At 73.8% G+C, this 20,359-nt stretch carries 21 protein-coding genes; 9 read left to right on the plus strand and 12 right to left on the minus strand.

Annotated elements, in window-relative coordinates; all coding sequences use genetic code 11:
* Positions 1 to 6: 6 nt before the first annotated feature.
* Entirely contained in the window at positions 7 to 939 is a 933-nt protein-coding gene (locus tag JX575_RS11095) for a DNA-3-methyladenine glycosylase 2 family protein (RefSeq protein ID WP_186341178.1), read from the minus strand.
* A gap of 40 nt (positions 940 to 979) precedes the next feature.
* Here JX575_RS11095 and kynA point away from each other — a divergent pair, with 40 nt between their 5' ends.
* Positions 980 to 1,855 (plus strand): tryptophan 2,3-dioxygenase, encoded by an 876-nt coding sequence (kynA, locus tag JX575_RS11100; RefSeq protein ID WP_186341177.1) that lies wholly within the window; start codon positions 980 to 982, stop codon positions 1,853 to 1,855.
* A gap of 30 nt (positions 1,856 to 1,885) precedes the next feature.
* Here kynA and JX575_RS19650 read toward each other — a convergent pair whose 3' ends face one another.
* Complete coding sequence (locus tag JX575_RS19650) at positions 1,886 to 2,695, minus strand: resuscitation-promoting factor (protein ID WP_186341176.1); 810 nt, start codon at positions 2,693 to 2,695, stop codon at positions 1,886 to 1,888.
* Positions 2,696 to 2,928: 233 nt separating this feature from the next.
* Between JX575_RS19650 and JX575_RS11110 the strand changes: the two genes are divergently transcribed.
* The 3 genes from JX575_RS11110 (at position 2,929) to JX575_RS11120 (ending at position 7,225) form a co-directional block, all read left to right on the plus strand.
* A complete protein-coding gene (locus JX575_RS11110) occupies positions 2,929 to 3,948 on the plus strand; it encodes a phosphatase domain-containing protein (RefSeq protein WP_186341175.1) in 1,020 nt (339 codons plus the stop codon).
* 107 nt (positions 3,949 to 4,055) lie between these two features.
* Entirely contained in the window at positions 4,056 to 6,794 is a 2,739-nt protein-coding gene (locus JX575_RS11115; protein ID WP_206054373.1) for a LuxR family transcriptional regulator, read from the plus strand.
* A gap of 68 nt (positions 6,795 to 6,862) precedes the next feature.
* Positions 6,863 to 7,225, plus strand: coding sequence for a GNAT family N-acetyltransferase (locus tag JX575_RS11120; RefSeq protein WP_346776140.1), 363 nt, complete (start codon positions 6,863 to 6,865; stop codon positions 7,223 to 7,225).
* Between the two features lie 100 nt (positions 7,226 to 7,325).
* On the opposite strand, the gene JX575_RS11125 is transcribed toward JX575_RS11120, so the two are convergent.
* Positions 7,326 to 7,937: a hypothetical protein gene (locus tag JX575_RS11125; RefSeq protein ID WP_186341173.1), complete on the minus strand. Its 612-nt coding sequence runs from the start codon at positions 7,935 to 7,937 to the stop codon at positions 7,326 to 7,328.
* Entirely contained in the window at positions 7,934 to 8,560 is a 627-nt protein-coding gene (locus JX575_RS11130) for an FMN-binding negative transcriptional regulator (RefSeq protein ID WP_186341172.1), read from the minus strand. The genes JX575_RS11125 and JX575_RS11130 overlap by 4 nt, the downstream gene beginning before the upstream one ends.
* 61 nt (positions 8,561 to 8,621) lie before the next feature.
* Between JX575_RS11130 and JX575_RS11135 the strand changes: the two genes are divergently transcribed.
* Positions 8,622 to 10,151, plus strand: coding sequence for an ATP-dependent DNA ligase (locus JX575_RS11135; protein WP_186341171.1), 1,530 nt, complete (start codon positions 8,622 to 8,624; stop codon positions 10,149 to 10,151).
* Positions 10,152 to 10,154: 3 nt separating this feature from the next.
* Here JX575_RS11135 and JX575_RS11140 read toward each other — a convergent pair whose 3' ends face one another.
* Positions 10,155 to 11,036 carry a serine protease gene (locus JX575_RS11140; protein WP_186341170.1) on the minus strand — a complete coding sequence of 294 codons (882 nt, stop codon included), beginning with the start codon at positions 11,034 to 11,036 and terminating at the stop codon, positions 10,155 to 10,157.
* A 53-nt stretch (positions 11,037 to 11,089) separates the two neighbouring features.
* On the opposite strand from JX575_RS11140, the gene JX575_RS11145 reads away from it, so the two are divergent.
* Positions 11,090 to 11,830 (plus strand): TetR/AcrR family transcriptional regulator, encoded by a 741-nt coding sequence (locus tag JX575_RS11145; protein ID WP_186341169.1) that lies wholly within the window; start codon positions 11,090 to 11,092, stop codon positions 11,828 to 11,830.
* Here JX575_RS11145 and JX575_RS11150 read toward each other — a convergent pair.
* The 3 genes from JX575_RS11150 to efp form a co-directional block, all read right to left on the minus strand.
* The gene (locus JX575_RS11150; RefSeq protein ID WP_186341168.1) at positions 11,827 to 12,639 is read right to left on the minus strand and encodes a DUF1206 domain-containing protein; all 813 of its coding nucleotides are present in this window, start codon (positions 12,637 to 12,639) and stop codon (positions 11,827 to 11,829) included. The genes JX575_RS11145 and JX575_RS11150 overlap by 4 nt on opposite strands.
* Before the next feature lie 88 nt (positions 12,640 to 12,727).
* Positions 12,728 to 13,138 (minus strand): transcription antitermination factor NusB, encoded by a 411-nt coding sequence (gene nusB / locus JX575_RS11155; protein WP_186341167.1) that lies wholly within the window; start codon positions 13,136 to 13,138, stop codon positions 12,728 to 12,730.
* 6 nt (positions 13,139 to 13,144) lie between these two features.
* Positions 13,145 to 13,708 (minus strand): elongation factor P, encoded by a 564-nt coding sequence (efp, locus tag JX575_RS11160; protein WP_172259690.1) that lies wholly within the window; start codon positions 13,706 to 13,708, stop codon positions 13,145 to 13,147.
* A 148-nt stretch (positions 13,709 to 13,856) separates the two neighbouring features.
* On the opposite strand from efp, the gene JX575_RS11165 reads away from it, so the two are divergent.
* The 3 genes from JX575_RS11165 (at position 13,857) to JX575_RS11175 (ending at position 17,413) form a co-directional block, all read left to right on the plus strand.
* Positions 13,857 to 14,507, plus strand: coding sequence for an SDR family oxidoreductase (locus JX575_RS11165; RefSeq protein WP_186341166.1), 651 nt, complete (start codon positions 13,857 to 13,859; stop codon positions 14,505 to 14,507).
* Positions 14,508 to 14,685: 178 nt separating this feature from the next.
* Positions 14,686 to 16,140 (plus strand): basic amino acid/polyamine antiporter, encoded by a 1,455-nt coding sequence (locus tag JX575_RS11170; RefSeq protein WP_241005113.1) that lies wholly within the window; start codon positions 14,686 to 14,688, stop codon positions 16,138 to 16,140.
* 22 nt (positions 16,141 to 16,162) lie between these two features.
* On the plus strand, positions 16,163 to 17,413 hold the full coding sequence (locus JX575_RS11175; protein WP_186341165.1) for an arginine deiminase: 1,251 nt from the start codon (positions 16,163 to 16,165) through the stop codon (positions 17,411 to 17,413).
* Positions 17,414 to 17,434: 21 nt separating this feature from the next.
* Here the strand turns inward: JX575_RS11175 and JX575_RS11180 are convergent, their stop codons facing one another.
* From JX575_RS11180 to JX575_RS11195, 4 genes are all read right to left on the minus strand, one after another.
* Positions 17,435 to 17,623, minus strand: coding sequence for a hypothetical protein (locus JX575_RS11180; protein ID WP_186341164.1), 189 nt, complete (start codon positions 17,621 to 17,623; stop codon positions 17,435 to 17,437).
* A 97-nt stretch (positions 17,624 to 17,720) separates the two neighbouring features.
* Positions 17,721 to 18,626 (minus strand): NAD(P)H-hydrate dehydratase, encoded by a 906-nt coding sequence (locus JX575_RS11185; protein ID WP_186341163.1) that lies wholly within the window; start codon positions 18,624 to 18,626, stop codon positions 17,721 to 17,723.
* A complete protein-coding gene (locus JX575_RS11190; protein WP_206054374.1) occupies positions 18,619 to 19,380 on the minus strand; it encodes a histidine phosphatase family protein in 762 nt (253 codons plus the stop codon). Before JX575_RS11190 ends, JX575_RS11185 begins: the two co-directional genes overlap by 8 nt.
* Before the next feature lie 74 nt (positions 19,381 to 19,454).
* A complete protein-coding gene (locus tag JX575_RS11195; protein WP_186341161.1) occupies positions 19,455 to 20,315 on the minus strand; it encodes a PhzF family phenazine biosynthesis protein in 861 nt (286 codons plus the stop codon).
* Positions 20,316 to 20,359 lie beyond the last annotated feature (44 nt).

Here is a 20,359-nt window from a genome sequence, read left to right on the forward strand (position 1 = left end):
GCGCGCTCAGCGGGTGGGCAGGTGGGTCGGGACGCTCATCCTCGGTCCGCGCCGCGGCCTCGTCCGGCCGCCGGCGATGGCCATCGCGGCGGCGCGGCCGCGCTGGGGACGGTAGGGCTCGAGCAGCTCGCCCATCTCCTCGTCGGTGATGTCGTGGCCGAGGAGGGCCCAGCCGATCCAGTCGGCGAGGTGGTAGTCGCCGAAGCTCACCGCGTCGGGGTCGCCCAGGGCGCGCTGGCGCACCTCGGCGCTGGTCCACACGCCGATGCCGCGGACCGACCGCAGCCGGCGGTCGGCCTCCTCGGCGCCCACCTCGGTGAGTCGCTCGAGCGCCGACGCCAGCCGGCACGCCGTCACCACCGTGCGCGACTGGGCCGGCTGGACGCCGAGGCGCAGCCACTCCCACGACGGGATCGCCGCGATCGTCTCGGGCGTCGGCTGCAGCATCAGCCGCAGGGACGCCACCGGGCCGGGCGCGGGCTCGCCGTGGCGCCGGACGAGCTCGCGGAACGAGCCGAACGCCTCCTTGCCGGTCACCTTCTGCTCGAGGATCGACGGCACCAGCGACTCCATCACGAGCCCGGTGCGCCCGATGCGCCAGTGGCGGTGGGCGCGCCAGCCGGCGGCGACCTCCGGGTGGTGCGGCTCGAAGCCGGTGGGGTCGTCGTCCGCGCCGAGGAGCGCGGGCATCGCGTCGAGCGCCCAGTCGGCCCCCGGACCCCAGGCGCGGCCGACGACCTCGCCGGCCGCCGGCCGGGGGTGCACGCAGAGCGACGCCGGGCCCAGCGGCGTACGCATGGCGCGCCAGACGCGTCCGGACTCCTCGTGGCGCTGCGTCGGGTCGCCCGCGCCACGACGCTGCGGGCGCAGCACCTGGGCGGGCACGCACGGCCAGTCGGGCACCCAGGTGCGGGTGCGCTCGGCGGTCGCGGGGGCCATGGTGCGACGGTAGACGAGGGCACCGACTACCTTGCAGTCCATGGCTCCAGGAACGGGCGAGACACCGGTCACCCCCAACCAGCGCGACCTCGAGGAGGGCATCCAGCGCGACTTCTCCCGCGCGATGTCCTACGGCGACTACCTGCGCCTCGACGTGCTGCTGTCGGCCCAGCAGCCGCTCTCCGACCCTCCGCAGCACGACGAGCTGCTCTTCATCGTCCAGCACCAGACCAGCGAGCTGTGGCTCAAGCTGCTGGTCCACGAGCTGCGATCGGCCCGCGCGCTCCTGCGCACCGACGACCTCTCCCCCGCCCTCAAGCGGCTGGCCCGGGTCAAGCACATCCAGCACACCCTGACCGACCAGTGGTCGGTGCTGGCGACGCTGACGCCGTCGGAGTACGCCGAGATCCGACCGTTCCTGGCCACCAGCTCGGGCTTCCAGTCCGCGCAGTACCGCGAGGTCGAGTTCCTCCTCGGCAACAAGAACGCCGAGATGGTCAAGGTCTTCTCCCACGACGAGGCCGCGCGGGACGCCCTCGACGAGCTGCTGCACGAGCCGTCGCTCTACGACGAGTTCCTCGCCCACCTCGCGCGCCAGGGCTACGCCGTCCCGCAGCGCCTGCTGGACCGCGACTGGACACGGCCGCACACCACCGACCCCGAGCTGGTCGACGTCTTCGCGTCGGTCTACGCCTCACCCGACGAGCACTGGGGCGTCTACGAGACCTGCGAGGAGCTCGTCGACGTCGAGGACGCCTTCCAGCAGTGGCGCTTCCGCCACCTCCAGGTCGTCCAGCGCGTCATCGGCCACAAGACGGGGACCGGCGGGTCGTCGGGCGTCGACTTCCTGCGCCGGGCGCTGGACCTGACGTTCTTCCCCGAGCTCTACGAGGTGCGCACCCGCATCGGGCAGTGACCGCGGCCACTGCCCGACCGGGCGCTCGGCTCAGAGCAGCCGGCCGCAGGTGGGCCACGGCGAGCGGCCGCGCTGCTTGTAGAGCAGCTTGGCGCGGTAGGTCTGCTCGCCGGGCGACGCGGACGTCGGGAGGCCGGAGCCGCCGACGCTGCGCCACGTGCCGAGGTCGAACTGGTAGAGCCCGTAGTAGCCGGCCGGGTTGACCGCACGCGGGTTGCCGCCGGACTCGCAGCTGGCCAGCGCGGCCCAGTTGAGGCCGTCTGCGCCGGCGACCGAGCTGGCCTTGCGGCCGACGAGCACGCGGCGCGGGCGCGGCTCCTTGACCAGGGTGCGCCTGACGACGCGGTAGGTCTCCGGCTCGCCGTTGTGCAGCGTCTTCACGGCGACGATCTCGCGGACGCCGGGCCGACCGGTGGCCACGACCTTGCGGCGACCGGGCTTGAGCTTGGTGGTGGCGACCTCGACCGTGCGCGGGCGGACCTTCTCGCGCTTGGTCTTGCGCTTCTTGACCACGTCGGTCAGGCGGACGACGTCGCCCTGGCGCAGCCGCTTGCGCTTGCCGGAGACCTCGCGGCCGTCGCGGACGACGTCGACCAGGTCGTTGCCGTCGACGGAGACGCCCTGCGCCTCCAGGAGCGCACCGGGCCACGCGCGGGGCGTGGTGGCGACCTCGACGGGCGGCTGGTCGGCGACCTTGAGGCGGACGGCGACGGCCTCGTCGTCCGCCGGCTGGGCGTAGGCGCTGCCGGGCGCCAGGGTCAGGGCGAGGGCTGCCGCGGCGACGCCGGCAGCGGCGCCTCGCAGGCGGACGGACAGGACAGGTGTGGTGGTGGCACGCACGTGCTTCGGACCTCACGGGGTGTTGTGTGCGCCCTCTCCGGGGCGCTCGGACGCGACACCGTCGAGTCGGGCGTCGAGGCCACGGTGCGCATCACCTCACGATGGGAGGCGCCCCGCTCACGGCGAGGGCACTACCTGCGGCTCGTCCACCAGAACACGATCGCGGGAGCATGTCCAATTGGGAGTGGTGCCCCCGCTCGGCCGCGACGGCTCGCCGTGCCTACGGTTGCGCCATGGACGTACGCCGGTGGGTCGTCGCCGCGGAGCGGGCGTGGGACGGTGCGCGCGTGCGGCGCCGACGGTCGCGGACGCCCGAGCACTTCAGGATCGATCCCTACCTCGGCCACGGCGGGACCGAGGGCGTGGTCGTGCGGGGCCGGGTGCTCGACAACCCCCGGTCGCCCGAGGCGGCGGACGGGGAGGGCGTCGCCGCCGCGGTCCGCCGCACGGTGGGGAACTTCCTGACCGACGAGCTGCCGGGTGTCCCGCTCCGCGTGACGGTCGCGGGTGAGCAGGTCGACGCCGTCACCGACGACGAGGGCTACTTCCTGGCCCGGCTGTCACCGGCACCCGGGGCGCTCACCAGCCCGTGGACCCGCGGGACGGTCGAGCTCGCCGGAGACTACCGGGGACTCACCGGCCAGCCGTCGGCGTCGGTGGACGTGCGGGTCCCGGCTGCCGGCGCGCGGTTCGGGGTGATCTCCGACATCGACGACACCATCCTCCAGACCGGTGTCCAGCGGGTGGTCCGGATGGTGCTGCACACGCTCACCGGCTCCGAGCTCACGCGGGCGCCGTTCCCCGGCGCTGCGGGGCTCTACCGCGACCTGGCTGCGGGCGTGAACCCGGTCTTCTACGTCTCCTCGAGCCCGTGGAACCTGCACTCGTTCCTCGTGGCGTTCCTGCGCCACCACGGGTTCCCCCTCGGCCCGGTGCTGCTGCGCGACCTGCTCGGCACCTCCGCCGGGCGTGAGCAGAAGCACGAACGCATCCGCGAGGTGCTCGACCTCCACCCCGACCTGAGGGTCGTGCTGCTGGGCGACTCCGGGGAGCACGACCCGGAGATCTACGCCGACATCGTCCGCGAGCACCCCGACCGGGTGATCGCGGTCTACATCCGCGAGGTGCGGCTCGACCCCGGCGACGGCCGGGTGGAGAGGGTCGCGGACGCGTGGGGGTCGGAGGTCCCGTTCGTGCTGGCGGCGGACACCGACGCCGTACGCCGCCACGCGGAGGCCCTCGGGCTCGTGTGAGGGGTGATCGCCGGACGTCTATCAGCGGCGAGACCCGGCCTTGCGGGTGTGCGTGGCGTCCGTGAGACTCACGTCCTCGCGCGCAGAGACTGGGGGGAGCCGCCGCCGTGGACCTCGTGGGCAGGGACGCCGAACGAGCGGAGATCGAGCGCCTGCTGGACCGGGCACGCGCCGGCAGCAGCGGCGCCCTCGTGGTGCGCGGCGAGGCGGGCATCGGGAAGACGGTCCTGGTGGAGCAGGCCGCCCTTGGCGCCGCGTCATCGGGGTTCCGGGTGGAGACGTCGGTGGGGGTGGAGGCCGAGGCGCAGTTCGCGTTCGCCGGTCTGCACCAGCTGTGCGGCCCGCTGCTGGGCCACCTCGGCGCGCTGCCGGACCCGCAGCAGGCCGCTCTCGGCGTGGCGTTCGGACTGCGGAGCGGGCCTGCACCGGACCGGTTCCTGGTCGGCCTGGCGACGCTCAACCTGCTGGCCGAGGTCGCCGAGGCGGCTCCGCTGCTGTGCGTCGTCGACGACGCCCAGTGGCTGGACGAGGCGTCCGCGCAGGTGATGGCGTTCGTCGCGCGACGCGTCTCGGCCGAACGCGTGGCGCTGCTGTTCGCGCGCCGCGACAGCAGCACAGCCACCGACGACCCGCTGGCCGGGTTGCCGGAGCTGCGGGTGGCCGGGCTCGGCGAGGCAGACGCGCGGACGTTGCTGGCGACGGGTGTCGCCGCGCCTCTCGACGACGCCGTGCGCGAGCGGATCGCCGCAGAGGCCCGCGGCAACCCGTTGGCGCTGCTGGAGCTGCCCCGGGCCGCACCCGCGACCGTCCGGGCGGGCGGCTTCGAGCTGCCCGACACGCTCAGCGTGCCCCACCGCATCGAGGACGGCTTCCGCCGCCGCTCGGCGACCTTGCCATCCGAGACCCAGCTGCTGTTGCTGGTGGCGGCGGCCGACCCGACCGGCGACCCGGCGCTGCTCTGGCGCGCGGCCTCCCACCTGGGGATCGTCCCCGAGGCGGCCGCGCCCGCCGAGGCGAGCGATCTGGTCGAGATCGGCACCCGCGTACGGTTCCGGCACCCGCTGGTGCGCTCCGCGGTCTACCAGTCGGCCACCGCACCCGACCGGCGTCGGGTGCACGGAGCCCTGGCCGGCGCCACCGACCCGCGGGGCGACCCCGACCGGCGCGCCTGGCACCGGGCGCAGGCCGTGCTGGGCACCGACGAGCACGCGGCCGCAGAGCTGGAGCTCTCGGCCGACCGAGCGCGCCTCCGCGGCGGTGTGGCCGCCGCGGCCGCGTTCCTGCAGCGCGCAGCCGAGCTGACGCCGGAGCCCGCCGCCCGCACGCGGCGGTCGCTGGCGGCCGCCCAGGCCAAGCACGACGCGGGTGCGATCGAGGCCGCGTCGGCCCTGGTGGCGGCCGCCGCCGCGGGGCCGCTGGACGACCTGGCACGCGCCTGCCTCCAGCTGCTGCGCGCCCAGATCGCGTTCCACCTGACACGGGACCAGGACGTGCCCGGCATGCTGCTGGACGCGGCCAGGATGCTCGCCCCGCTCGACCCCGCGCTCTCTCGCGAGACCTACCTGCGCGCCCTCGACGCGGCGATCCTCATCGGCAGCGACGACGTGACGCACATTGCCGCAGCCGCTGCGGCCGCTCCCCCGCCGCCGACACCGGCCCGACCGGTGGACCTGCTCCTCGACGGCCTCGCGACGACGTTGACGATCGGATACATGGCAGGAGCCCCCCGGCTGCGACGCGCCCTCGAGTCGTTCTGCGACGGCACCCTCACCGATCCCGGCCGCGAGCGGGAGAGCGCCGGGTGGCTGTGGCTGGCCGGCCGCAACGCGGTGGCGCTCCTCGACGACGAGCTGCTCCACGCACTGGCCAGCCGCAACGTCGCGCTGGCCCGCGAGTCCGGCGCGTTGGCGACGCTGCCCGCCGCCCTCGGCCTCATGTCGATCACCTCGACCCTGATGGGTGAGCTCGCCCGCGCCGGCGAGCTGGCCGCCGAGGCGACGGCCATCACCCAGGCCACCGGCGGCGTCGAGCTCCGGCACGCCCAGGTCATCCTCAGTGGCTGGTGTGGCGACCGCGCCGCGACCACCGCGCTCCATGCCGGCACCGCCGAGGACGACGCCTACCCCGAGGGGAGCACGGACGCCGCTCAGGCCCTGTACGCGCTGGCAGTGCTCCACAACGGGCTGGGCGACTACGCCGCTGCGCGGGAGGCCGCGTCACGCGCCTGCCGGTCACCCGAGCTCGCGCTGAGCAGCGCCGGCCTCCCCGAGCTCGTCGAGGCCTGCGTCCGTACCGACCACCCCGAGAGCGCCGCCTCGGCGATGGAGCAGCTCGACGCCCGGGCGCGTGCCAGCGGCGCGCCCTGGGCGCTCGGAGTGGCGTCGTGCGCCCGGGCGCTCACGAGCACCGGAGCCGCGGCCGAGGAGCACTACCTCGAGGCGATCGGACAGCTCGGGCGCAGCCGGATGGGCGGCTACCTCGCTCGCACGCACCTCGTCTACGGCGAGTGGCTACGCCGTGAGGGCCGCCGCAGGGACGCCCGCGAACAGCTCCGCACCGCCCACCGGCTGCTCGCCGACATGGGCGCGGAGGCGTTCGCCGCACGCGCCGCACGGGAGCTCCGCGCCACGGGCGAGCACCCACGCGCCCGAGCCGCGCAGCCGACCCACGAGCTCACCGCCCAGGAGCTGAACATCGCGCGACTGGTGGCCACCGGGGCAACCAGTCGCGAGGTCGCCGCCGAGCTGTTCCTCAGCCCGCGCACGATCGAGGCCCACCTGCGGAGCATCTTCCGCAAGCTGGAGATCACCTCCCGCCGGCAGCTCAGGCAGCTGCCGCTTCCCTGAGACAGGTAGGGACCTCGACCGGTCTAGGCAGTTCTCCCCGACGCGAGCAGGCGGCCTGATGGGCGATCGTGTGGACGTCGCACCCGTTCCGAGACCAGGAGGCTCCACCCACCATGCCCATCGACGTCACGGTGACCCGCAACCCCGACCGCCAGCGCTACGAGGCCGTCCTCGGCGACTCGACGGTCGCCGGGTTCCTCGACTACCAGGAGACCAGCGAGCTCGTCGCACTCACCCACACCGAGGTCGCCCCGTCCTTCGAGGGCCAGGGAGTGGGCAGCGCCCTCGCCCGGGCCGCGCTCGACGACATCCGCGCTCGACGACTGCGGGCCCTCGTGATCTGCCCCTACGTCACCAGGTGGCTGCGGCGACACCCCGACTACCGCGACCTGCTCTACAACGCGGCACCGTCCACGGCGGATGACGCATGACGCGCACGACCTGCACCGGACCTCGGGCGGGCGTGTCCTTCGACGCCGAGCGGCGCCAGCACGCTGTGGGAGGTCTCGGCCGCCGTCCAGCAGCGCCCGGCTACAGCGACCGCTCGACGGTCGTCACCACGCTCGTCACCGACGGCCGCTCGGGGGTGCTGGAGAACCCGAAGCGGCAGGGCGGGTCGACCGGGGCCAGCTCCCCCAGCGCGGCGCCGCGCCAGTGACCGGCGATCGCCGTCACCGCGACGACCGACGTCGCGCCGTACCACTCCCGTCGGTCGTTGCCGGCCGTCCCGCGCGTGCGCACCCCGCTCAGCACGACACGCGCCACCGGGTCGACGGCCGAGCACCACGCCGGCGAGATGGCGACGCGGGCGGGGACCAGGCCGAGCAGCCGGCCCAGCGGCGTACGCCCTCCGGTGACCAGCCGGAGCGAGAGCGAGGGCGTCGACACCTGCCATCCGTCGGCGGTGTCCTCGACACCCACCGGCTCGATGACGTGCTCGTCGAAGGTGTAGGTCGCGGCCACGAACTCGCGCACCCGGTCGTCGGGGGCGAGGAGCACCCGGTGCCCGGAGGCGGCCTCCACCATGACGTCGGCGAAGGCGCCCCACGGCGAGTCGTCCCAGCGGCCGACGACGACGCGCACGCCGCTGGTGCTGCCCACGCCGGCGATGCGGCCGGTGAAGCGCTCCCGGGTCCGGCTCACGGGGCCACGAGCCCGCCGGGGTCGCGCCCGTCCGCGGCCAGCCCGGCCGCCACGCCCGCTCGGTCGGCGGCGGAGCGGTTCTGGCTGAGCTTGGCCTTCGCCTCCACCGACGAGACGACCACCTCGACGCCCACGATGGGGCGGAGGTTCTTGTCCACATAGTCGTCCGGGGCGTCGGCGACGGCCCACGGCTCGGCGCGCTGCTGCTCGTGGTGATCGGTCAGGCGGGTGACCAGCCCCCGCACCCAGCCGGCGTCGTCGTGCACCGTGACCGACCCGCGGAGGTGGACCACCGAGTAGTTCCACGTCGGGACGACCCGACCGTGCTCGGCCTTGGCGGCATACCAGGACGGCGAGACGTAGGCGTCCGGTCCGGTGACGATCGCGAGCGCCGGCGCCCCGGCGACGATCCGCTGCCAGTGCCGGTTGGCGCGGGCGAGGTGCCCGACGAGCCGGTCGCCCTCCCAGAGCACGGGCAGGAACGTCGCGTCGGGCACGCCGTCCTCGCCCACCGTGACCAGCTGCGCGGTGCCGACGGCGGCGACGAACGGGCGTACGTCGTCCGGGCCCATCGCGTTGGCGCGCGGCACGTAGAGGGAGGCGGTCGCGGGTGTGCTGCTCATGATGCCCATCCTGCCCGTTCGGGTGGCACTCGCTGTCGGTGCCGGGCGGCAGGATGGACGCATGCTGCTCGCCGAGCTCGTCGCCACCTCCGCCGCCGTGGCCGCCACCCGGTCCCGCAAGGCCAAGGTGGCCGCGCTCGCCGAGCTGCTCGCGCGGGTGGAGCCGGCCGAGCTCGAGGTGGTGGTGTCCTACCTGGGCGGCACGCTGCGGCAGCGTCGTACGGGCCTGGGCTGGCGCGGGGTCAGCGACCTCCCCTCCCCCGCCGACGAGCCGTCGCTGACGGTGCTGGAGGTCGACGCCGCCTTCGAGGCGATGTCGCACCTGTCGGGCGCGGGGTCGCAGCTCGCCCGCAGTGCCGCGGTGGGCGACCTCTTCGGGCGCGCCACCGCCGCCGAGCAGCGGTGGCTGCGCGCCATCGTCACCGGCAACGTCCGCCAGGGCGCCCTCGACGCCATCACGCAGGAGGCGGTGGCCCAGGTGGCCGGCGTGCCCCTGACCGCCGTGCGCCGCGCCGCCATGCTCGCCGGCTCCACGGTCGCGGCCGCGCGGGCGGCGTTCGACGGCGCGGAGGCGCTGGCCGCGATCGGGCTCGAGGTCGGCCGCCCGGTCATGCCCATGCTCGCCTCCAGCGCACCCGACGTCGCCGCAGCGATGGCCGCCCTGTCCCCCGACGGCGAGACCGAGGTCGCGATCGACGCCAAGCTCGACGGCATCCGGATCCAGGTCCACCGCGACGGCGACGTCGTGCTGGTGGTGACCCGCAGCCTCGACGACATCACCGGCCGACTGCCGGAGGTCGTCGACGTGGCCCGCTCCCTCCCCGCGGAGCGCTTCGTCCTCGACGGCGAGGCGCTCGCGCTCTCCGACGACGGACGACCCCTGGCCTTCCAGGACACCGCGAGCCGCACCGCGCAGGACACCGGCGTCGCCGTCACGCCACACTTCTTCGACGTCCTCCACGTCGACGGTCAGGACCTGCTCGACTCCCCCGGCCGCGAGCGCCTCGCCGCCCTCGACGCGCTGGTCCCCGAGCAGCACCGCGTCCGCCGCCTCGTGACCGCCGACCCCGAGGCGGCCGCCGCCTTCGCCGCCGAGACGCTCGCAGCCGGCCACGAGGGCGTCGTGCTCAAGGACCTGTCCGCCCGCTACGCCGCGGGCCGCCGCGGCTCGGCATGGGTCAAGGTCAAGCCGCGGCACACCCTCGACCTGGTCGTGCTCGCCGTGGAGTGGGGCTCGGGCCGGCGCGAGGGCTGGCTCTCCAACATCCACCTCGGCGCCCGCGACGAGACGTCCGAGACGGGCTTCGTGATGCTCGGCAAGACGTTCAAGGGGATGACCGACGAGATGCTCGCGTGGCAGACCGAGCGCTTCACCGAGCTCGCCGTCTCCCCCGAGACCGTCCGCGAGAGCTACGTCGTCGAGGTGCGCCCCCTCCAGGTCGTCGAGATCGCCTTCGACGGCCTCCAGCGCTCCACCCGCTATCCCGGAGGCGTCGCGCTGCGCTTCGCGCGGGTGATCGGCTACCGCGACGACAAGGGGCCCGACGAGGCCGACACGATCGAGACGGTGCGCTCGCTCCTCCCGGCGTGAGCCTCAGCGCCGCGGCTTCGCCAGCCGGCACCCCGGCACGTCGAGGTCGAACGTCCGTCCGGCGTCGAGGCAGGTGAGCAGCCACCACGTCTGCTGGCCGTAGTTCATGTGCCTGCGCACGACGACGCGCCCGCGGCGGCTCTCCTCGCAGGCGGAGTCGACGCAGCGGCGGCCGCCGACCCAGGCGGTGTTGGCCACCCCGACCACCAGCCCGGTGGCGCGCGCCACGATCGGCGACCCGGAGTAGCCGCCGCGGATCGCACAGCCGCCGCCGCGGGCCGGCAACCGGATCGAGTCCCACCAGTCCCACCTCTGCTCGTGCAGGCGGTACGCCGTCCCGGCGGTCCTGCAGCCACGCTGCTCGCGCCAGTAGCCCGACGGGATGCGGACGCGGTCCCCGCGCGCCGGTCCGGCGGCGGCGAGCGAGAGCGGGGTGACGCCCGCCGCGGCGAGGTCGGCGTAGGTCCGGCGCAGCGTGAGCAGGGCGACGTCGGTGCGGTACATCGTGGCGTACTGCAGGCGGGCCGCCCGCGTGGTCAGCGCCACCTCGCCGCGGCCGTCGAGCAGCTCGATCGGGGTCCGGCTCCGCTCGTCGACCAGCACCTCACGGGCGCCGAGGAAGGGAGAGCGGACGCAGTGACCGTTGGTGAGCACCACCGCGGGATCGGCGTCGAGGGCCGCGGGCCACCTCACGACCGCGCCGGAGCAGCCGGGCAGCCGGGCGGTGCCGGCGAAGCGGCCACCGTCGACGGCGACCGAGGCCCCGACCGGCGCCGCCAGCGCGCCGAGCGCGGTGACTGCGGTGACGGCGAGCGCGGCGACGAGCACTGTGACGACCAGGACGACCGCACGGCGGACGGGACGACGAGCGGCGACGACCAGCACCCGTCCATCGAACCACAACGGCGCCGCGGCGCGACCTACCTAGACTGACCATCATGACCACCGAGCCGACGCCAGGCACCGGCACCGGCACCGCCACCGGCACCGGCACCGAGCGGGGTGGCACCGCGGCCGACCGTCGGCGGCAGCGCGAGGCGGAGATCATCGGCGCCACCCGTCGACTCTTCGACGAGCGGGGCGTGCGCGACGCGCAGATCGAGGACATCGCCCGGGCGGTCGGCATCAACCGCGCCATCATCTACCGCCACTTCACCGGCAAGGAGGAGCTCTTCGGCCTCACCCTGGTGCAGTACCTCGAGGAGCTGCGGGTGGCGCTGGAGCGGGCCGCCGCGACGACGTCCGACCCGCGCGACCAGCTCGTGCGCCTGGTCGAGGCGTTCGTCGACTACGGCCTGGCCCACCCAGCGTTCGTCGACTGCGCACAGGCGATCATGCGACGCCCCGGCGGCGACCTGCTGGAGGAGGTCAGCGAGAGCGCGATGTACCGCCTCGGGCAGGCGATCAGCGGCTGCCTGTCGGTGCTGACCCGCACCATCACCGCAGGGGCGGAGACCGGCGAGTTCCACGTCGACGACCCGGGCCTGCTGGCCAACATGCTCTACGCCAGCGGGCTCGGCACGCTCCAGCTCGGCCGGGTGGCGATGCTCGTCTCGGAGGAGCAGCCGGGGGTGCCCCGGATCAGCCGGGTCACCGCCGAGCAGGTGCGCGACCACATGGTCGCCACCGCCCTGGCCGTCACCGGCGGCACGGCCGCGCGGACGGGCCGTGGACGCTAGCGCGAGAGGTGCTTGGCGCGCGCGAAGCAGAACGCGCCGTAGCAGGCGATGCCGAGGGCGATGATCGTCAGCAGCACCTGGCCGAACGGCTGCTCGCGCACCGTCTGCAGCGCCTGGTCGAGCCCGCCGGACTTGTCGGGGTCGTGGGTGACGGCCGCGTAGACGAACAGCCCCCCGACGATCGCGATGGCGATGCCCTTGGCGATGTAGCCGGCCTTGCCGAGCGTGACGTAGACCGAGCCGTCCTTGCCCGTCTGGCCCTCGGAGTCGAGGTGCTCGCGGAACTTCTCCTTCCAGCCGCGCCACACCAGCACGCCGCCGTACGCGATCACCGCGAGGCCGACCGCGCCGACGATGAGCTGGCCGCCGGGCAGGTCCATCAGCTTGCTCGTGGTGGAGTCGGTGCCGCCCTGGCCGCCGCCCGAGCCGGTGACGGTCTGCACCGCGCTCCAGCCGATGGCGCCGTAGAGCACGGCCTTGCCCAGCGAGGTGGCGCGCTTGCGCCAGCGCTTGGCGTCGTCGGACTCCTCGCGGTAGCCGAAGCCGAACTCCAGCAGGCGCCACAGGACCAGCAGGAACATGCCGATCGCGACCATCCACACCAGCGCCTCGCCGAGCGGCTGCTGGGCCAGGTAGTGGAGGGCGCCGGCGTTGGACGCGCTGTCCTCCTTCTCGCCGAAGGCGAGCTGGAGCGCGAGCCACCCGACGAGCAGGTGCACGACCCCGTAGGCGACCAGCCCCGCCCGGATGGCGTGGTCCAGCCAGTCGCTCTCGTGGGCCTGCGCAGCGGTGTCGGAAGGAGCGCTCATGGGCTCAACCTAGGACCTCGCGACGACCCGCCGCGAACGCGCTGACCCCTGCGGGTGAGGCCGGCGCGGGGCGTCGCGCCGACCGGGGTCAGACCAGGCTGGCCCGGTCGCGCTGGATCGAGCCGAGCAGCCCGTTGACGAAGGCCGGCGAGTCGTCGGTGGAGAGGTCCTGCACGAGGTGGAGGGCCTCGCTCACCGCGACGGTGTCGGGGACGTCGTCGTCACCCCACAGCAGCTCGTAGACGCCGATGCGGAGCACGTTGCGGTCGACCGCGGGCATCCGGCTGAGCGTCCAGCCCTTGCTGTAGGTCGTCAGCACCTCGTCGATGCGCGCCTGGTGCTCGACCACCCCCCGCACCAGCGTGGCGGTGTAGGCGTTGGTCGGCCCCTCGCCCTCCGCGATGGCGCGCTCGAGCGCCGTCACGGGGTCCTCCGAGCGGAGCTCGGAGGCGAACAGGATGTCGAGCGCGCGCTTGCGGGCCTTGGAGCGGGCAGACACCTGGCGTCAGGCCTTGACGCGGCCGAGGTAGGACGAGTCGCGGGTGTCGACCTTGACCTTCTCGCCGGTGGTGATGAAGAGCGGCACCGCGATGGTGTGGCCGGTCTCGAGGGTGGCGGGCTTGGTGCCACCGGTGGAGCGGTCCCCCTGCAGGCCCGGCTCGGTCTCGGCGATCAGCAGCTCGACGGAGGCGGGCAGCTCGATGAAGAGCACCCGGCCCTCGTTGGTGGCCACGATGGCCTCCTGGTTCTCGAGCATGAAGTTCTTCGCGTCGCCCACGACCTCCGGGGTGACCTCGAGCTGCTCGTAGGTGCTGGTGTCCATGAAGACGTAGGACGAGCCGTCGTTGTAGAGGTACTGCATGGTGCGCTTGTCGACGTTGGCCGTCTCGACCTTCGTGCCGGCGTTGAAGGTCTTGTCGACGTTCTTGCCCGACTCGACGTTGCGGAGCTTGGTGCGCACGAAGGCCGGGCCCTTGCCGGGCTTCACGTGCTGGAACTCGACGACGGACCAGAGCTGACCCTCGATCTTGAGGACCATGCCGTTCTTGAGGTCGTTGGTGGTTGCCATGTGGTGTGTGTCCGCCTTCGTCGAGTTGTCAACGTCTCCGGCCCCGGGGCGAGCCCGTGCCGACGGACCAGTCTAGTCGGGGGCCGCTGGAGCCGGGAAATGCGCGACGGGCAGGGGATCCGACCCCGCGGTGTGTAGCGTCGGGACCATGCGAGTCACCATCATCGGCGGACACGGCAAGATCGCTCTTCTCCTGGCACCCATGCTGGTCGAGGCGGGTCACGAGGTCACCTCGGTGATCCGCAACCCCGACCACGTGGCGGACGTCGAGGCCACCGGCGCGACCGCACTGGTCGCGTCGGTCGAGGACGCCGACACGGGCGCCATGACCGACCTGCTCTCGGGCCAGGACGCGGTCGTCTGGTCGGCCGGTGCCGGCGGCGGCGACCCCGAGCGGACCTTCGCGGTCGACCGCGACGCCGCGATCCGCTCGATGGACGCCGCGCAGGCCGCGGGCGCGCGGCGCTACGTGATGGTGTCGTTCTCCGGCGCCGACCCCGACTTCCTCGTGCCGGACGACAACCCGTTCCGGCCCTACCAGGACGCCAAGATCGCCGCCGACGAGCACCTGCGCGCCTCGGAGCTCGACTGGACCGTCCTCGGGCCCGGCACCCTCACCCTCGAGCCCGGCCGGGGGGCGGTCAACCCGCAGGCCGGATTCAACGACGGCGACACCACGGCGCGCGAGCTGGTGGCCCAGGTCGCCCTCGCCGTGCTCGAGGACCCCCGTGCCCACGGCAAGACCCTCGTCTTCGGCGACGGCGACGTCCCGATCGACGACTGGCTCGCCTCGCTCTGAGGCACCTCGCCGGCGACTCCCCCGCAGCCAGGCGCGCGTGGACATTTACACGAGCGGTCCCGGACCCTAGCCTGATCACGACCTAGGTCACCCGTACGGGTGACCGTTCGGGGGCCCTCGTGCGCGCTGGAACAGCCCCAGACGCCGGCCGGCCGTCGCAGGCCGGTGCGCCGGCGCCATGAGCGCGCCGAGCGAGGCGCCCCCCGCGGGCGCGGTCGCGACGATGAGCCTGCCGACGCTGACCGCGATGGTGGTCGGCGGCATGGTCGGGGCCGGCGTCTTCTCCCTGCCGGCGCGGTTCGGCGTGGCGACCGGGATCCTCGGCTCGCTCATCGCCTGGGCGGTCGCGGGCGTCGGGATGCTGATGCTCGCCTTCGTGTTCCAGACCCTCGCGATCCGCAAGCCCGACCTCGACTCCGGCGTGTTCATCTATGCCAAGGCGGGGTTCGGCGACTACGCCGGCTTCAACTCCGCGATCGGCTTCTGGGCCAGCACCGCAGCCGGCAACGGGTTCTACTGGGTCTTCATCACCGCGACGCTGGGCGCCTTCTTCGACGGCTTCGGCGACGGCGACACCCTGCTGGCCGCCGCGCTCGGCAGCGCCGGGGTGTGGTTCTTCCACTACCTGATCGCCCGCGGCGTGCGCGACGCCGCGGTGATCAACCGCATCGTCACCGTCTTCAAGATCCTGCCGATCCTCACCTTCGTCGTCGTGCTGCTGTTCTACTTCGACGCGGGGGTGTTCGCCGACAACTGGACCGCCTACGGCTACGGCGACCTCGGCGGTCTGGACGAGCAGGTCCGCAACACGATGCTGGTCACGACGTTCGTCTTCCTCGGCATCGAGGGCGCCAGCGTCTACTCGCGCTACGCCCGGCGCCGCGAGGACGTCGGGCGCGCGACGGTGCTGGGCTTCCTGAGCGTGCTCGCGATCTTCGCGCTCGTCACGCTGTCGAGCTATGCCGTCGTCCCGCAGCCCGAGCTCGCCGCGACCCGGCAGCCCTCGATGATCGGGGTGTTCGAGTCGGTGGTGGGCGACTGGGGCGAGGTGTTCATCAGCGCCGGGGTGATCGTCTCGGTGCTGGGGGCCTACCTGGCCTGGACGCTGATGGCGGCGGAGGTGATGTACATCCCGGCCCACAACGAGGACCTCCCGCGGCTCCTCGGCCAGGAGAACGCGGCCGGTGCCCCGATCGCGGCGCTGGTGGTGACCTCGCTGGCCGTGCAGAGCCTGATCGCGCTCACCCTGGTGCTCGACGACGCACTCAACTTCATGCTCGACCTGTGCACCAGTCTGGCCCTGCTGCCCTACTTCCTCGCCGCGGCGTACGCGCTCAAGCTCGGCCTCACGGGCGAGGCCTACGAGGGCGTCCCCGCCGGCGTGCGCCGCAGGGAGACGGTCGTGGCGGGCGTCGCCACGGCCTACACGCTGTTCCTCTTCGACGCCGCGGGCCGCGAGTTCGTGCTGCTGATGACGGTCGTCCTCGCCCCGGCGACGGTCCTCTACGTCAAGGCGCGCAGCGAGCACGGGCGTCGCATCTTCACCCCCACCGAGATGGTGCTCTGCGCGGTCATCGTCGTCGCCAGCGCCGTGGGCGTCGTGAGCCTGTGGACCGGTCGCATCACCGTCTGAGCACCCATCGAGAGGAAGCATCATGAGCCAGTCCGCGACGTACGGCGTGCACTCCGAGGTCGGCCGGTTGCACAAGGTGCTGGTCTGCGCGCCGGGCCTCGCGCACCGACGGCTCACCCCGACCAACAGCGACGAGCTGCTCTTCGACGACGTGATGTGGGTGGAGAACGCCCAGCGTGACCACGCCGACTTCGTCAACAAGCTCGCCCAGCGAGGCGTCGAGGTCGTCGAGCTCCACGACCTCCTCGCGCAGACGATGGACGTCCCCGGAGCGCGCGACTGGCTGCTGGACCGCAAGGTCGTCGCCGACCGCGTGGGCCTCGGCCTGGTCGACGCCACCCGCGCCCACCTCGACTCGCTCGACGGGCGCCGGCTCGCCGAGCTGCTCATCGGGGGGATGGCCACGAGCGACCTCCCCGAGGAGCACCGCTCGCCCTACCTCGCGCTCGCACGCGAGTCCACCGGTGTGCGGGAGTACCTGATGCCCCCGCTGCCCAACACCCTCTACACGCGCGACACGACGTGCTGGCTCTACGGCGGGCTGACGATGAACCCGCTCTACTGGGGCGCCCGCAAGGACGAGACGCTGATCTACAAGGCGATCTACGGGTTCCACCCCGACTACGTCGACTCGACCGTGTGGTGGGGCGACCCCGAGCGCGACAGCGGGCAGGCGACGTTCGAGGGCGGCGACATCATGCCGGTGGGCAACGGCGGGGTCCTGATGGGGATGAGCGAGCGGACCTCGCGCCAGGCCATCACCCAGGTCGCCAAGGCGCTCTTCGACCGGGGCGCGGCCACCCGCGTGGTGGTCGCGGGCATGCCCAAGCTGCGCGCGGCGATGCACCTCGACACCGTGTTCACGTTCGTCGACCGCGACGTGGTGACGCTCTACCCCACCATCATGGACGCGGTGCACACCTTCACCCTGCTGCCCGCCGACGCGGCCCCCGGACTCGAGGTGCGCGACGAGGGCACGACGCCGTTCGTCGACGTGGTGGCGCGCGAGCTCGGCCTGGCGTCGTTGCGCGTCATCGCCACGGGCGGTGACGTCTACCAGTCCGAGCGCCAGCAGTGGGACAGCGGCAACAACGCCGTCGCGCTCGAGCCGGGGGTGGTGTTCACCTACGACCGCAACACGCTCACCAACACGCTGCTGCGCCGGGCCGGCATCGAGGTGATCACGATCGTGGGTGCCGAGCTCGGCCGGGGCCGCGGCGGCGGTCACTGCATGACCTGCCCGATCGTGCGCGACCCGGTCGACTTCTCATGAGCAGCCCGTCGTCGCGGACCATCACCAGGCCGGCCGCCGCGGTCGGGCCATGCTCATCGAGTGCAGCACGGCGTCGCGCCGCGCGGCCCGCACCTCGCCCAGCTTGACCTGGCACTCCCAGCACCGGTCGGTCGGGACGCAGCACATGGCCTCGCGCACCTCGGCCTCGAGCTGGTCGGCGTGGGCGCTCCTGCTCAGGACGCTTCGCATCGTTCCTCCCCTGTCCGGCACCAGTGTGGCCGGGGGGCACCTGCCGTCGCATCGGCATTACTACGCATGTCTGGACCGGTGGCCCACGACGGACGCGTCAGTCCACCAGCTCCGCCAGCAGGCCGGGGACCTCACCGGGCAGCTCGCGGGCGAGGTAGCCGACGGGCCCGACCCGCTCGGCCAGCCGGTCGCCCGCGGTCGCGTGGAGGAACGCGCCCCACACCGCGGCCTGCGCTGGCTCGGTCCCTCGGGCGATCAGGCCCGCCACGATGCCGGCCTGCACGTCGCCCGAGCCGGCCGTCCCCAGTCCGGGGTTGCCGGCCTCGACGAGCCACAGGTCGTCGCCGTGGGCGATCACCTTGACGGGCCCGCCGCACAGGACGACGGCCTGGGTGCGGGCGGCCAGTCGCACGGTGTGCGCGACGAGGTCGGCGGACACCTCGTCCTCGGGGACCCCGAGGCAGTGCGCCAGCTCCCCGGGGTTGACGGTCAGGACGACGGTCGCCTCGAGCGAGGCGACCTCCTCGTGGTTGTCGGTGACGTAGGCCGTCGCGAGGGCGTCGAGCACGATGGTGCCGGCGAGCCGGGGGGCGACGCGGCGCACGAGCGAGTCGGAGACGTCGGGGGCCACGAAGCCGGGGCCGAGCAGCACCGCGCCGCTCCCCTCCGCGCAGTCGACCAGCCGGTCGGCCTCGTCGGGGGCGATGGCCCCGCCGTCGTCCTCGGCCAGCCCGCTCACCATCAGCTCGGGCACCGCGACCGCGAGCGAGCGCGCGCACGAGTCGGCGGTGGCGAGGTGGACCTTCCCCGCGCCCACGCGGAAGGCGCCCTCGACCGCGAGCAGCCCCGCCCCGGGGGTCTCGCGGCTCCCGGCGACCACGGTCAACCGGCCGCGCTCCTCCTTGTCGGCCCCGAGCTCGGGCAGCGGCCACCGGCGCAGCAGGTCGGCGTCGACCGGCGTCGCGTCGACCTGGGTCGCGTGGTCCGGAGTGGCGTCAGGCATCGGGCGCCTCCTCCGCCCGGCCCTCCTCGGCGGTCCTGGCGGCGGGACCGGGCTCGAGGTGGGAGTCGTCGGCGAAGGTGTCGAGCACCAGCCCACCGTCGCGCCGGCAGTAGCGGGTGATGGAGGCGTTGGGGATCGGCGTGGTGCGGTCGATCTCGAGCAGCTCGGCCTCGTCGAGACCCTCCAGGGCGTAGCGGAACGACATGATCACCGCCTGGTGGGTGAACAGCCACACCCGCTTGCCGTCGTACGCCTCGCGCAGGTCGCCCAGCAGGCTGCGGATCCGCAGCACCACGTCGGCCCAGCTCTCACCCGACGGGGGCTGGTAGTAGAACTTGCCGACGTGGGAGCGGCGCTCGGCCTCTCCCGGGTGGCGTGCCCGGATGCCCTTGCCGGTGAGGCCGTCGAGCAGGCCGAGGTCACGCTCGCGCAGGCGCTCGTCGAGCAGCAGGTCGAGGTCGAGGCCCTCGAGCGCCGCCCGCGCCGTGTCGGCGGCGCGCCGGTAGGGCGAGCTGACCACGAGGTCCGGGCGCTCGGACGCAGGCAGGTCCGCGACCCAGCGCCCCAGCGTGCGGGCCTGCTCCTCGCCGTTGGCCGACAGCTCGACGTCGGCGTCGCGGGCCGTCAGCTCGAGCCGCTCGGCGTCGGCGTCGCGCGCCTGGGAGTCGGCGATGTTGCCCGCACTCTGCCCATGGCGCACCAGCACCAGCTCCACCGGTCCGCGTCGTCCGTGCAGCACAGCCGTCAGGCCCACCGCGCCTCCTCGTTCGTCGTGCCGATCAGTCGTGGTCCCCCTTACCCCGGTGCCGCCGCCTCGATGCGCGGACGTCATGCACCGGAGCCGGACGCCCCGACGTCGACCTCGCCGACGATCCGGGTGACGGCCTCGCCGGAGACCCACACGGCACCATCCCTCGCCTCGAGGCGGACCCGCCCCTCTCGGCCGATCACGCTGCCCTGCCGGGCGGTGTAGGACGCCGGGAGGGCGCCGGTGCCGATCAGCCACTGCGCGAGCCCGGCGTTGGCGCTGCCGGTCACCGGGTCCTCCCCGAAGTCCCTCCCGTCGGCGTAGAAGGCGCGCACCTCGACGTCCGCGCCGAGCGCGGCGGCGGAGGCGGGGTCCCAGCGGCCGAGGACGGTCACCTTGAGGTCGGTGAAGGCGGGGACGTCCGGCGCGACGGCCACCACCGCGTCGGCCGACCCGAGGTCGACGCCGACCCAGCCGGGTCCGTTGTCGATCCACGCCATGTCCTCCACGGCCGCGTCGTCGATGCCGAGGGCGCGCACGATGCGCGCCCGCAGGTCGGCGTCGACGGGGCCGGAGCGCCGGAGCGGCGGCGCCGAGAAGCCGAGCCGCGGCGAGCGGCGTACGTCGACGAGCCCGGCGCCGCACTCCTGCACGACCACGTCGCCGCGCGGCACTCCCCCGGCCTCGAGCCACGCGTGCGCGCTGCCGATGGTGGGGTGTCCGGCGAACGGCAGCTCACCGCCGATCGTCCAGATCCGCACCCGGTAGTCGGCGCCGGGGTCGGTCGGCGCGCACAGGAACGTGGTCTCCGAGAGGTTGGTCCACCGCGCGAACCTGGCCATCTCCTCGTCGGAGACGCCATCGGCGTCGTGCACGACCGCGAGCGGGTTGCCGAGCCACGGCTCGGCACTGAAGACGTCGACCTGGCGGAAGGGGAGCACCTCGCGATCCAAGCACAGGTCCGGCACCGGACGCCGCCGCGGCC

This window comes from Nocardioides sp. zg-1228 (assembly GCF_017086465.1).
In the GTDB taxonomy this organism is placed as follows: Bacteria; Actinomycetota; Actinomycetes; order Propionibacteriales; family Nocardioidaceae; genus Nocardioides.